This is a genomic window from Anaplasma platys (genome assembly GCF_012790675.1).
In the GTDB taxonomy this organism is placed as follows: domain Bacteria; phylum Pseudomonadota; class Alphaproteobacteria; order Rickettsiales; family Anaplasmataceae; genus Anaplasma; species Anaplasma platys.
In genome coordinates this window covers 104,538-117,606 of the sequence record NZ_CP046391.1, presented here as the reverse complement: position 1 = coordinate 117,606, position 13,069 = coordinate 104,538, and the positions used below count along the sequence as shown (strand labels likewise).

Sequence of the window (13,069 nt, the reverse complement as noted above, 5' to 3'; positions counted from 1 at the left end):
ACCAAAACACTAGACCACAACCACTAAGATTCAGTTAACCCAATAATATACGGTCACGGTCCCGCGATCGTAACATACGGGCTATCAGTGTCAAGAATTTTCAGCCCTATTTAGACACTCTAAGTTGTATCAGAGGCGTAATGTATCCTGCACCGTTGTATCACTATTGACATTTTGGCATATTGCGAGGCAGAAGGGCATTCTACCGCTTAGCCCAGCTGGCGCACACCATCCTTCGATATGGGGTGGCGATTGCCACAGAAAATGCAGAACAGCGCGATATAAGTTGACACTCCCTTGCTATGCATATAAGCTTGGGAGCTGTTGTCGTTGGGCATGGGGTGGTATGCCAAAGTTGAAGACTAAGTCTTCTGCTAAGAAGAGGTTCAAGTTGACCGCAAGGGGAAAGCTGGTGGCTGCTCAGTCCACTAAGCGTCACGGTATGACAAAAAGAAGTAAGCGTAGTTTGCGTACGCGCAGGGGGAACGCGCTTATGTGCACTGCTGACGCGCGGATTGTTGCTCCCTTTATACCGTACGGTCTTTAGTTTTATACGAGGGTTAAATGGCTAGGGTGAAACGCGGTGTTACCACACGGGCAAGGCATAAAAAGGTTATTGCTCTTGCTAAGGGGTTCAGGGGGCGTTCTAAAAATTGTTACCGTGCTGCGTTGCAAAGACTGGAAAAGGCTCTTGCTTACGCTTACAGGGATCGTCGGACGCGCAAACGCGATTTTAGAACTTTGTGGATAGTGCGTATAAACGCTGCTGCTGGGCAGTATGGCCTAAGGTACTCCGAGTTTATGAGGGGAGTAACGCTGAGTGGCATCGAGCTCAATAGAAAGATGCTTGCCGAAATGGCTGTAAGGGATAAAAGCAGCTTCGAAAAAATAGCCATTGCCGCGGCGCAGGCTTGTGGGCGTACTTGTGTTGCTACAGAACAAAATTCATAGTGTCGCAGAGGAGGTGGGTTCTGCTATAGTCGGCTGTACGACGTTAGCGGAGCTTGAGTCTGTAAGGGTGAGGTATCTCGGTAAGAGCGGGGTGCTCACCCTATTGCTTAAGCAAATAGCTGGTGTGACTGATCTCACCGAGAGAAAGACCATAGGTGCTTTGGCTAATTCGGTGAATCGCGAAGTAAGGGCTGCGTTTCAGGAGAAGGAGTCTGCCCTAGAGCGGGAGATGCTTAAGAAAAGGCTGTTTGAAGAAAGGGTTGATATCACACTACCATCGCGGGAAAAACGGATGGGAGTTCTGCATCCTGTGACCAAAGTGCTCGCTGAGATGAAGAAGATCTTGGGGAAAATGGGATTTACAGAAATCAGTGGGCCAGACCTTGAAGACGAGTTCCATGTTTTCGATGCGCTAAATACTCCTTTATATCACCCAGCGCGTGAGAAAAACGACACATTTTATTTGAGAGAAAAACTCGGCGAAAAACGAGTAGTTCTGAGAACTCATACTTCCTCGGTGCAGATTAGGGCTATGGAGAGTAACTCTACGTTCCCAATTAAGATTATTTCCTCGGGGAAAGTCTATAGAAATGATTGGGATGCAACTCACAGCCCCATGTTTCACCAGGTGGAAGGACTGTACATAGATACGCACGTCAACATGGGTCATCTGAAGTATTGTATCAATAGCTTCCTTCAAAAGTTTTTTGACAATGAAGTAACTATGCGCATGCGTGCAAGTTTTTTCCCGTTTACGGAACCATCTGCTGAAGTGGATATAAAGGACAGTTCAGGAAAATGGGTTGAGGTACTTGGATGTGGAATGGTGCATTACAAAGTATTGGAAAACGTCAACATAGATCCTGAAAAGTACAGCGGGTTTGCTTTTGGAATGGGCGTAGAACGCATGGCAATGCTAAAATACAACATAGCGGACCTGCGGAATTTGTATAACAACCGTCTAGAGTGGTTGGAGCACTATGGATTCTGTTTCACAGACCTCGTGGAGTAAAGCACAAGACAGGTGCAGATCGGGGAAGTCAGTATACTCTATGTTGCGGACGTGGTCCGTTGGAAGGGTGGGGACGCCGCCCTAATTGCGAGCACCGTTTCCCAGGTCAAATTTTCCATCACACAATACAGAAACGAGACTTGTACACCCGTAGTCGCACTGTGGACACAAGCACCGTGAGTTGCACAAAATAATCGCCTGATGCTCACTACTGCAGGGTTGGATAACCTTTTACGTTATAATCTCGAACATCGACAAATTGGCTTCAGGGCTGGTTTTCCCATGTACTAAACTGCTGATGGAAAATCCGACACAATCCCACCGAAGGCACTAATGCCTGAATATTGGCGTTGTTTTCCAGATCTGCAAAAGAACCCAACAATTACCACAATGAAAACACAATTTCTCTATGTTGGCGTAAGTAGACAAAACACACGGCAATCTGCTTGGAAAGGTCTGTTAGCACACGCTCCCTTACTGAAATTTACTCAGTAATGTATTTGATAACCAAGAAATTAGAGAATATAACCGACATGCGAACAGAAAACTCAAACTTTCCACAGACAGAGGCTCATGTCGGAGCACCATAGGAAACCCCATTTCCACCCTCTGGGACTACGTATAGCAAGTCTTCAGCCACACAAATCAAGCCAGGATTTCTAATTTCTTCGTAAGATTATGCAATTGAGCACTTTCCTCGAACTGGCCTACAATACATCAGAGTAAGCACAATGCCTGAGTCTCGGCTGCACAAGCTTGCGTGATTTTCGGCACGCCTACACTTGAAGTAAGAAGCGACATAACCGAATAGTTGACCACCCGTACTTCGCGCTCTAAATTAGCTCGGCAACCTACAGCGCCAAGAAAGTGACCAATGTGGTTTAACGAGAGTAAGACACATGAAAAATGCTGCTTTAATAACTGGGTCAGCCCGCAGAATTGGCAGGGCCTTGGCGATCTTCTTAGCTTCTAAGCACGAATGCGACATTGTGGCGCACTATCACTCCTCCCATGATGATGCACTGAGCCTACAAGATATAGTGCAAAAATCTTACAGGCGAAAATGTGTCTTAGTGCAAGCCGACCTGGGCAATTTTGCTTCACTTAAAAAAATAATGAAACAGTCTTTCACCGCCATGCCTCATCTCAACATATTGATAAACAATGCTTCTGTATTCTATGAAGACAGCTTGGAAAAGTGCTCACTAAAATGCTTTACAGAAAACCATAATATCCATGTCCGGGCACCAGTTTTTCTCACACAATATTTTGCACGAATGTGCAAGCAAGGCAAAGTGATAAACGTAGTGGACGCGAACGTCAAAAGAACAAGCACAAGTTACTTCTCCTACCTACTATCTAAAAAATCGTTAGTGGACTTCACTGCACTGACAGCATCGGAATTCGATCCGAGGCACCTATGCATAACCGCGGTGTGTCCCACGAAAATTCCCGCACACGAGATCGACGGTATTCAATCCGTAGAAAACCTTACCGACAAACCACAACTTAAAAACTTTCTGGATATAGTGGACCATATCATGGACTTTAACCAACTCAGTAGCGGAAAAATATTATTCATGGACAAGTAACCATGAAACATCAGCCCGCTATGCGCGACATTTTTGCCATCACTTACCAGAACAGGTCGTACCCATAAAGGCAAAGATTTGCATCTCTAGGAATATTTCACGGCACATAACTAATGAACGCCGTAGTTCACTGCCACATCTCGGGTTCAGAACTTACCAAGCAAATCATCCAGAAGAATCTAGATTCTTCACGGCTAAGCCACAACGCAACCAAGAAGATCCATATCGAAAGGTTTGTAAAAACAAACTACGCAGGCGACACATTAAAGACTCAATCCACATCTAAGTCACTACGAAAATTTCCTGGACCGTTCGCAAACCCGTGAAGCAGATCTTGCAAAATCCTTCCACACAGCACCCGAGAACCATCATCCAAGACTACACAGAACATAACAGCTGAGAAATCTGTCACAAATGTTATAAAACAACTGACAAAGTAGCATATCCGTCACGACGACATTTGGTGGCAACTCATACCCCAGAAGTCTCGTCTCCAGCCATTGCGCTACAAACCTCTTGCGGATTAATGTAGGGCACTAAGTGCGTAGCTCAGCTTTTTAATAGTCGATTTCTAAAAAATCTCGGGACTTACAGGGCACTACATGGTCGTAGTATTCGAGCTACACCACACATAAAAACCACAAACACTGTCCACAGCACCTATCCACGAGAAAATACAACCCCATGATGACAATGCAGCCTGCTGTAAAGTATAATGGGAGCTGATGCACTGTTTTTTAAAACAGCTAGCTGAATCCACTTAGGTGTTCTCCCCCCCCCCTTCCCTATGCCACGTTTGGGCGTGAGTGTGGTACTGCAGGTATGCGTGAGAGGCTGTGCCATGCGCAGCATATTCACTCTATGCATGCTCGTGCTGCGTGAGATAGCCACGGGGCCGTCAAGTCGGCCATGGGTTGTGTTGGAGGTCGTATGGAAAAGGGAAAAGTAAGGCGTGCCGTGCTGTCGACGGTGATTTGCAGCGCCATAATGTGGTATGATTACATACTCGTTGGAAGTCTTACAGTAACAATTGGGGAGTTATTCTTCCACCTGATGATCGCCATATCGCCCTACTCAGCAGTTTCTGTGTTTACGCTGTGGGATTTTGCATGCGCCCATTTGGTGCTGGCGTCTTCGGTCCATAGGTGATAGGTACAGGAGAAAAATGGCCTTGGTAGCTTCGTCAATTGCCATGACTGTACCCATGGGTTTCATGAGTATAATACCGACTTATGAGAGTTCCAGCCTGCTGGCAACAGTTTTGCTGATCATGTGTTTTCTCGTGTCAGGATTTTCCCTAGGGGGGGGGGAGCGCTGGCAGTGGTGCTACGTTACTCGTTGAGCTCTCAAAGAAAAATAGACCCGGGCTTTTTGGCAGTCTAGAGGTGATGACCGCAGTTTTGGGGTCTGTATTTTCTACAGCAATTATTGTTGTGTCGAAGTATGCTTTCACCGCCTGGGGCTGGAGAATACCATTCGTAGCAGGGTTTGTGTTGAGTATAGCAAGTGTATTTATGAGAGCACAGACGGGAGAGAGTCCGGTATACGAGAAACACAAAGCCGAAGACCAGGAAGTGACAAAAGCTCCCTCCAGTGCGGCACTTGTTCCGCTTTTACAAAAAGCCCCTTTTGACCGCTGTATGCATCAGCTGTGTCGAGTGTTGCTGTTTCCATACTCTCATGGTGTTTTTCTCAAGCTATGTTAGTAGTTTGCCACATGCTGCTGAACTTAATAATACCCAGGCTATAGGCGCCGTCGAGTTCATGAGCATTTTGCTCAGGGGCGGGCTTACTGTAGCCTTTGGCGCACTTTCTGACGTTTGGGGTCGAAAAGCTGTCATAGGTTCAGCATCGGTGTTTCTCTTATTTCCATCCATTCCGGTATTCTGGTTACTGAGCCAGGAAAGCGTTCTGCTGATAGCTAGCGGCTATCTGATTTTTCACTACCGTTCACTGCAACGCTGGGACCTACAAATGCCGCGATCGCTGAGTTGTTCCCCGCAAAAGTACGTTGTGCAGGTTTAGGTCTTGCACGAAATGTCGCTTCTGCTCTGGGAGGGGGACTTGCACCAGCGCTTTGCACATTATTGGTACACTTAACTGACTCGTCACTTGCACCAGGACTGTATGTGATGTTTGGGGCTGTGATCGGGCTAATAGCGCTGAGTCGCATCCGTAAAGATGATATTTACCGGGACTGGGTGTAGAACGCGGGGCTGCTGGAGCTCGCAACAAAAGTGGGGGCGTTACTGCACCCACTGGCCCCTGTAGCGAAAATGTCCTGGTTTGGTTTTACACTTATCACTGTAAAGTCACGGGTTTGACTGCTAATAGTCTCAGTAATCATTTGAAAAAGCAAAACGCGTCTCTAAAGGCCAGAAAGACGTGCCTTCAGAGCAACACCTCGTCCAAAAATACACATACAAAAAGGTAATAATTGTCGTTACAGTCTGCACCACTACGCTCAAAATATTTCGCTCCCCCTGCGCTTCAATAAAGACCGAGCAAATCGAGTACTTACGCGCACCTTGCCCGGATGAGTGCGTTTATAAAAACTAAGCATACCCAATCCCCTAGATACTTCGAAAAAACAAGTCTTCAAAACCCACTTGGGCTAGAAACCCACGGCACTAAATGGAACTCATCTGTAGCAAAGCGTATTGCTGAAGAGGCAGAACACTGGGCCTGATCCGCATTTACATCACAAACAACACACAGAACGTTGAAGAGTAAGACACGCACCCCCGAACATGTATTGCACTGTAAATTCCGGGCCGCCGGTAACTCAACAGGGCACTTGAGCACAGGAAACTGCTGAGAATTGGCCCTGCACAGAGCGTGTAATCCAAAAAATACACCCACCTATACACCGCACAACATCAAAAGATATTGCCTTAAAGCACAAAAGACATCACACGGAGACACGAGGCCCAGATGTATTTTCCCCAAGAACAACGCACAAACTTAAGACGAAGAGAAAGCAAAAGAAGATCGACGCGGTTAATCCCTCAACTCAACAGGCAAGCAACCCCAGCACCGGCTGTAAGGCCTAACACAAGACAGCATCGGCCAAACAACCACGCGACAGCAAACCGAAACACACGCCCCATCAACCACGGCCCTACTAAATCCATCGATTAAACCCAGACAGCTATTCGCTGGAAGCTTACATTACACACAAGAAGCGCACCATATCACGCGCCCCAGGAGCTAGGCAGGACGCCCTTGAACCTCCACGAGACCCTTCTTTATGAACCAGGCCACCCTGTCTGTAGGCTGCGCCCCAACCCCAAGCCAGTAGCCCAGTCTTTCAGCGTTAACCTTCAGAAATCCCGGAGATCCGCAAGACACCATCGGGTCGTAATATCCGAGCTGCTCTATGCACCGCCCATCCCTTTGAACCCCCGAATCGGCCACCACAATCCTGTAGAAGGGCTTCTTTTTTGCACCCAACCTCATTAACCTTATCTTTACAGACATCTCCTAAAAAGACCCCTCACAGCAAAATAAGAGCCGATTGTAGCATCTAACACATCACAGTCAATCTAAAAAATTTTACAGCTGTCTGATGACAAATTTGCCATCGTGCTGTACAATTGCCGTCCTCACGCCGTTTTTTGCTCTCGGCTGAGTGTATCTGACTTAGGTATTTCCCGCATCTGCTGTGTTGCAGTATGGGGGGAGGTGCTAGTGTGCGTTGGATAAATTTTACCGCGTGTTTTTCTGCTTGTAAGTACGCTAGCGTTGTTATGAGGTAAGCTGCGGGACCGCAAAGCCGGTCGTAGCTGTGCAAATAATCGGAGGTCATATGGAAGCAGGTAAAGTAAGGCGCGCAGTGCTGTCGACTATAGTGTGTAACACGCTTGTGTGGTATGATTTCATACTTTTCGGCAGTCTTGCGGGAACCATTGGCGAGTTATTCTTTCCACCCAATGATCGTTACTCTACTCTACTGAGCAGTTTTTGTGTCGTCGCTGTGGGCTTTTGTATGCGCCCGTTCGGGGCGAGTATGTTTGGACACATTGGTGACAGGTACGGACGAAGAGCTGCACTTGTTATATCGTTAATCGCAATGACGGTACCAATAGGGTTCATGAGTATAATACCTACCTATTCTAGCGTGGGCATGTTGGCTCCAACGCTGCTGGTGATATGCCGCCTTGTGCAGGGGTTTTCCCTGGGAGGCGAGGCTGGAAATGCTACGTTCCTTATCGAGCACTCAAAAAAGAATCGAGCCGGGCTCTTTGGAAGTTTTGAAGTGCTAAGCGCAGTGGCGGGATCTGTCCTTTCGCTTGCGGTGGTCATGTTGTCAAGACACTTGACTGGTGATGCCTTCAGCTCCTGGGGCTGGAGGATACCCTTTATCGTGGGTTTTCTATTGGGCATAGGGAGCATATTTATCAGATTTAAAGCTGGAGAGAGTCCAGCATACGAGAAGCATTCATCTGTTGCCGACGGCCTGGTTAAGTCCCCTGTGAGGCACTTATTCCGCTACTACAAGAGACCTTTGTTGCTAGCTATCTGTATTGACTGCATAGAGAACTGTTCGTTCCACCTTTTTATGGTCTTTTTTAGTAGCTATGTAGGGCACCTGCCGCACTCTTCGAATATCAGTCCTATGTCCTCGGAGTTGATTGAGATAGTGATCGTGACACTTAGTGGGGTGCTTACTGTTGCATTTGGAGCACTTTCGGATGTCTTGGGACGCAAGACCGTCATGGGTGCAGCCTCAGCCACCCTCTTGGTAGTGGCTATTCCGGTATTCTGGATGTTAAGCCAAGATAGCATTCCATTTATAGTTGCGGGGTACTTGATTTTTGTAGTACCGTTCGCCGCATCGTTGGGGCCATCAAGTGCAGCAATGTCAGAGTTGTTCCCAACCAGGGTGCGTTACACCGGCTTCGGTATCTCAAGAAACGTCTCCTCTGCTCTTGGGGGCGGGATAGCACCGGCGCTCTGTACTTGGCTGATACAAGCTACAGGATGGAACTTGGCACCTGGGCTCTGCGTTATATTCTGGGCTGCGGTGGCGCTGATTGCGTTAAGTAGAATCAAACCAAGTGATTTGAATGTTGACTGGGTAAAAAGTTCCTAGTTGAGGTTCGGTGATTGAAGCTGTCACGTAAGTGCGGGCTGTTGTGTTTTGGAGTTTCTATAACTGTGGCTATTCTCGTAGATGATTTCGTGCGTTGCACCAATGGTGTTACTTTTGGTGGCTGGCTGACACGTATCCCCACCACTCTTGTGAATGCAATGCACGATTTGCTACCTATGACGCAATTAACGTGCAACTGGGAAAAAAGTACACAGACTTGTGACTAACAGCTGAGACGTTGCCGGAAAAACGCGGGTCTATCCCGTTCCTATGTTTTGCTTAGAAGTGCAGCGCACTCACAGTTGAGCTTGGTGTGGAGTTAGTTAGCTGGGCAACACTCTCTTTACGTGTTTTGGACTTTCTTTATGCATGACACTATAAAAGGCAACGCGTTTCGACGCATTTAACGGCTATAGATAATGCAATGACGCCCCGTGGCGCTAACGGAGTTGCTCTGCCAATGTGCTTGCTTGTTGATGTGTTTCAGGCGCTGTAATTTATGAGCGTTGATGACGGAGAATACGAGGCGCTTCGGATAAAATGAAACTACCGTTCTTTGTGCAGCTATGCCTTCATGAAATTGCTCTGGGACTAGGTATGGCACAGACTGACGTGAAGGGCTTGTGTAATTATATGATCTACAAGAGCAGCAATACGGAACATAGAGCGGCATTTCTTGTACTCATTTTTACAACGGTTTGCACTTTATTGCGGCTAGAATGCCGGGGCAAGAAAGGACAACCCAACTGCAGAGATATAAGAAGAGAGGGGAACAGTGATAATACCGGAACACTTTTTTTGTTACAGTCGCATCAGAGATACGCATAGATGCAGGCAACGCTCTTGTCGTGTTGCAATAAGGCCGAAACACCGTAATTATTTGGCCATGGTGAGAAAAAAACACGCAATTACAGAGAGCACAGTGCCTATGAATTCTGGATTTACTCTCCCCTTATGTGACTTTCATGAAGCAAGCTGAACAATGCAGAAGATGTTATATCAGGCGTGATATGTACAAACTGGACCCGGAGAAGACACTATCTTGGCCCGTTTGCGTCACAGTTGCGTAGTTGCTGCGAACACTGTGTTGCTGTGCTACTGCGCTTGAAATGGGCTAGCCTAATTAAGTGCTTTAAGCTATAATCTCGCACATTTTTTACGGGTTAACCCGCGAGCTGCGGCATAGTCTATAGAGAGATTAAAGAGCATTGAAAGAAGTTCTATAAAATCGCTATGTGCTTACAGCGCGGACTGGGAGAGTGTGCAAAGGGAACACTTACTTTTCGTCACGGTTGCGCCATAGAGGAAGGAATCACCAGTGCGGCGAAATTCTGTGTTGACGAAAATGCATTTTAAGCCCTGTGATAACAGGCGGCACAAAATTCTTAATTGGTAGCTTAGCCACGTTGCTGTAACATTTGCACCTATGGTATGGCTCACACCAACACGCAGAGCTGGACGTGCAAGAATTCTAAGCACCCGAGTAACCTTTCCAAAGAGAAGGAACTAAGACACAACAGATGCCATTCGGATACGTTTTGTTGTTTCCTGTGTGTCTCATCCTGTATACTCTGCTGCAGCTGTTTTGTAGAAAAAAATTCGTTTTGTGCGCTAAGGTTCCATCGCACCGTAAGGGCGCCGGAGTGGCTGATGTAATCTGAAGCAATTTGATCCACGGGCGTTTGTTGTAGAAGACCAACCACAGTGCAGGCCTCAGTACAGCGCTTAAAAAATTTACCAACACTGCTATGCCATCTCCCAGACATAGAGGTAACAGAGTCCATGTCATTTGATGAACAATCTAGGTTACGTCCCTGTGACGCTATAGCCGGTGATAGCGCGGTGGAGCCAGGTTGGAATGATTTTTAGATCCACGTGCTTCTAAAAACTGTGGTCTGATAAACAAAGTTGTTACTAGGGATAGTTTAACACGTTGCACATTTAGAACACACCTGGAACCACTCACCAAGTTTGTTGGAAAATTTGATTTTTCAGGCTCTCCTTGCCCAGTGCTTTGGCAGTCCGCAACCAAAGCAAAGAACTGACCATAGACAGCAACAGACAGTTTGGGGGCAAGTTTATTGCCCGAAAGAAGGCTCCACAAGGAGACTGACGCTTACTATACCATTTCTTAAACTCATCTTGCTGGGAGAACGAAGAAGTAAAATACACGAAAAACAGGTTAGCTTCTACCAGGTCGCACACCGATAGCATCGCGTTTTATTTCAGGCTTCAAACGCGCCTTTTGGCATGGACAGGAACTTTACGCTTCTGCTGCACAGTTGAAGGCCGGCTACTTATGCTACTGACTACAAATCAGAAGCCCTCCACAGGAAATCACTGCAGGTTAGCATATAAATGGCATAGCATTTTATTTTCGGACAATAAACGCGTTTTGCCTGGACTAGGAACTTTACCCTTCTGCTGTAATAGCTAAAAAGCCGTATCTCATACCTCTAGCGACGAGTCAACAGATAGCGTGCAAGAACCCTACGCACTGCGCTATCCGAGCTATGATGAATAACACAAAACACATGCGAAACGGCACGTTTTAAAAGCGAAGAACCCGCAGGAAAAACTAATGACACAGGCGACGTGGCAGCCTTTAGGAGACGCACAGCTCCACACGAGAAACTAACACAGAGGAAAGCTAACTACCGATATCGAGCACAAGCTCTACACCAATGTACAACTAAAACGCAAACAAGCTCGGGAACGACTGCAGCCCACCATTAACCACCACGCAAGCCACCGACAAACAAAAAAAGGAGGGGGCTACCCGCGAACAACCTACCAGCCAAACCCCCAACTGAAGTTAGCCAAACTACCGACCCGCCGCACAGACGTAACTTACCTCTCCTCCTTACTGAACGCTCTGGCCTCATCAACCAGCATGACCGGAATCCCGCCGCGTACAGGATAGGCAAGGCCGGCCTCTTTGCTTATCAGCTCCCCCCTGCCTTCGTCATACAGGAGCTGCCCTCCAGTAAGAGGACAAACCAAAACCTCAAGAACCTTCCTATCCAACACGTTCCGCACTATTACTTCCAGCCTTCTTCGTCCGCGAGCTGCACAGACTCAGGCAGATACCTTTCTAGCTCCCGCAGAGGAAGCGTGCTTTCCTTAAAGCTCCCCCAAGACTCGAGGATATCAGCGCTACTAACCCCCTCAACCAGAGGATACTCCTTGTTAGAGTGAGCATATATCTCCTGAGCTTCCTTGCTAACCAAGAACTCAAGGAGCCTGAGCGCGTTAGCCTTATTCTTAGCATGTTTAGCCACACCACCACCACTGATGTTGATCATAGCACCAGTCGTATTTTGGTTCGGGAAGAATATGCCAACCTTAGACGCCACCTTCTTATCCTCAGGATCTTCTGAAGAAGATATCCTCCCAAAGTAGTAGCTATTAACGATAGCTATTGCACCCTCACCCGCGGCCACAGCGCGAATCTGATCTGTATCGCCACCTGCGGGCGCCCTAGCCATATTGCGTACCAAGCCTCTCACCCACTTCCTAGCGGCATCCATACCATTGTGAGCAATCATGAACGCAATCAAAGACTGATTGTATGGACGGTTAGACGAAGACACCAAGAGCAAATTCCTCCATTTAGGATCCGCCAAGTCTTCATAAGTACTTAGCTTACCAACATCAACCATACCCTTATTGTAAACAACGATGCGTGCACGTTTAGTGAGCCCAAACCAATAGCCCTCACCATCCCTAAGGGAAGCAGGGATAGAATTTTCTAGCTTTGCAGACCTAATAGGCTGAAGCAGCCCCTTATTCTTAGCCAATATCAGATTCGTAGCGTCAGCTGTGAGCAGAAGGTCAGCCTTACTGTATACCCCTTCACTCTCCATACGCGTAATGAGCTGAGGAGCCTTGTCCCTGACATACCTAACTTCGATGCCAGTCTCGGCGGTAAACTTTTTAAACAGGTCACGCACCAACTCTTCTTTGCGTGAAGAATAAACATTAACTACACTTTCGCCACGAGAGCCAAACTTATTGTACGCAAACCCTATACCGAGTCCTATGGCCAACGCAGCAAGAGCTATACTGAGAAATCTCACCATGCTCAAGTCCTCATACACACATCCTTGCCGCAATTATGAGAACACTTCTATGAAAATAAAAGTAAAATCTGCGAAAGGTTGCACAAATGCCTGCTAGTACAGCAAGAATTTCTGAGCACCTTTGAGTAGTCATTATTTACACCTTACAGACACACTATGCTTTGAGAAGCTAGTAGAAATAGTAAACAATGCTGAAGTTTCGCTCTCCTTATAACGTGTGACAAAAACAAACCACCGATTCATCAATATCTCACAAACAAAAAAGGCCGCGCCCTCCGGTGAGAACGCGGCCTTAGACAATAAACAGTAAAGCCAGCCCTATAGGGCCTACAGAATT

The 13,069-nt window shown here is 47.1% G+C and carries 11 protein-coding genes; 8 read left to right on the top strand and 3 right to left on the bottom strand.

Annotated features, from left to right (window positions below; genetic code table 11):
* The first annotated feature begins 346 nt into the window (after positions 1 to 346).
* The 7 genes from rpmI (at position 347) to ANPL_RS04695 (ending at position 5,580) form a co-directional block, all read left to right on the top strand.
* On the top strand, positions 347 to 547 hold the full coding sequence (gene rpmI, locus ANPL_RS00460) for a 50S ribosomal protein L35 (protein WP_169192868.1): 201 nt from the start codon (positions 347 to 349) through the stop codon (positions 545 to 547).
* Between the two features lie 17 nt (positions 548 to 564).
* A complete protein-coding gene (gene rplT, locus ANPL_RS00455) occupies positions 565 to 951 on the top strand; it encodes a 50S ribosomal protein L20 (protein ID WP_169192867.1) in 387 nt (128 codons plus the stop codon).
* Positions 929 to 1,963 carry a phenylalanine--tRNA ligase subunit alpha gene (gene pheS, locus ANPL_RS00450; protein ID WP_169193574.1) on the top strand — a complete coding sequence of 345 codons (1,035 nt, stop codon included), beginning with the start codon at positions 929 to 931 and terminating at the stop codon, positions 1,961 to 1,963. The genes rplT and pheS overlap by 23 nt, the downstream gene beginning before the upstream one ends.
* A gap of 899 nt (positions 1,964 to 2,862) precedes the next feature.
* The gene (locus ANPL_RS00445) at positions 2,863 to 3,555 is read left to right on the top strand and encodes an SDR family NAD(P)-dependent oxidoreductase (RefSeq protein WP_169192866.1); all 693 of its coding nucleotides are present in this window, start codon (positions 2,863 to 2,865) and stop codon (positions 3,553 to 3,555) included.
* A 930-nt stretch (positions 3,556 to 4,485) separates the two neighbouring features.
* Positions 4,486 to 4,704, top strand: coding sequence for a hypothetical protein (locus tag ANPL_RS04705; protein WP_236822840.1), 219 nt, complete (start codon positions 4,486 to 4,488; stop codon positions 4,702 to 4,704).
* 239 nt (positions 4,705 to 4,943) lie between these two features.
* The gene (locus ANPL_RS04700; RefSeq protein ID WP_236822839.1) at positions 4,944 to 5,261 is read left to right on the top strand and encodes a hypothetical protein; all 318 of its coding nucleotides are present in this window, start codon (positions 4,944 to 4,946) and stop codon (positions 5,259 to 5,261) included.
* Positions 5,236 to 5,580: a hypothetical protein gene (locus ANPL_RS04695; RefSeq protein WP_236822838.1), complete on the top strand. Its 345-nt coding sequence runs from the start codon at positions 5,236 to 5,238 to the stop codon at positions 5,578 to 5,580. The genes ANPL_RS04700 and ANPL_RS04695 overlap by 26 nt, the downstream gene beginning before the upstream one ends.
* Positions 5,581 to 6,765: 1,185 nt before the next feature.
* Here ANPL_RS04695 and rpsP read toward each other — a convergent pair.
* Entirely contained in the window at positions 6,766 to 7,035 is a 270-nt protein-coding gene (rpsP, locus tag ANPL_RS00435; RefSeq protein ID WP_169192865.1) for a 30S ribosomal protein S16, read from the bottom strand.
* Positions 7,036 to 7,363: 328 nt separating this feature from the next.
* Between rpsP and ANPL_RS00430 the strand changes: the two genes are divergently transcribed.
* Positions 7,364 to 8,650, top strand: coding sequence for an MFS transporter (locus tag ANPL_RS00430; protein WP_169192864.1), 1,287 nt, complete (start codon positions 7,364 to 7,366; stop codon positions 8,648 to 8,650).
* Positions 8,651 to 11,500: 2,850 nt separating this feature from the next.
* On the opposite strand, the gene ANPL_RS00425 is transcribed toward ANPL_RS00430, so the two are convergent.
* Positions 11,501 to 11,680, bottom strand: a complete 180-nt coding sequence (locus ANPL_RS00425) for a Trm112 family protein (protein WP_169192863.1) — start codon at positions 11,678 to 11,680, stop codon at positions 11,501 to 11,503.
* 11 nt (positions 11,681 to 11,691) lie between these two features.
* Positions 11,692 to 12,732, bottom strand: coding sequence for a Fe(3+) ABC transporter substrate-binding protein (locus tag ANPL_RS00420; protein ID WP_169192862.1), 1,041 nt, complete (start codon positions 12,730 to 12,732; stop codon positions 11,692 to 11,694).
* Positions 12,733 to 13,069: the final 337 nt, after the last annotated feature.

Bases quoted from the DNA above. Each gene is read 5' to 3' on its own strand.
- ANPL_RS04700 (WP_236822839.1), top strand. From the start codon at position 4,944: ATGACCGCAGTTTTGGGGTCTGTATTTTCTACAGCAATTATTGTTGTG.
- ANPL_RS00420 (WP_169192862.1), bottom strand. From the start codon at position 12,732: ATGGTGAGATTTCTCAGTATAGCTCTTGCTGCGTTGGCCATAGGACTC.
- rplT (WP_169192867.1), top strand. From the start codon at position 565: ATGGCTAGGGTGAAACGCGGTGTTACCACACGGGCAAGGCATAAAAAG.
- ANPL_RS00430 (WP_169192864.1), top strand. From the start codon at position 7,364: ATGGAAGCAGGTAAAGTAAGGCGCGCAGTGCTGTCGACTATAGTGTGT.
- rpsP (WP_169192865.1), bottom strand. From the start codon at position 7,035: ATGTCTGTAAAGATAAGGTTAATGAGGTTGGGTGCAAAAAAGAAGCCC.
- rpmI (WP_169192868.1), top strand. From the start codon at position 347: ATGCCAAAGTTGAAGACTAAGTCTTCTGCTAAGAAGAGGTTCAAGTTG.
- ANPL_RS00445 (WP_169192866.1), top strand. From the start codon at position 2,863: ATGAAAAATGCTGCTTTAATAACTGGGTCAGCCCGCAGAATTGGCAGG.
- ANPL_RS04705 (WP_236822840.1), top strand. From the start codon at position 4,486: ATGGAAAAGGGAAAAGTAAGGCGTGCCGTGCTGTCGACGGTGATTTGC.
- ANPL_RS04695 (WP_236822838.1), top strand. From the start codon at position 5,236: ATGGTGTTTTTCTCAAGCTATGTTAGTAGTTTGCCACATGCTGCTGAA.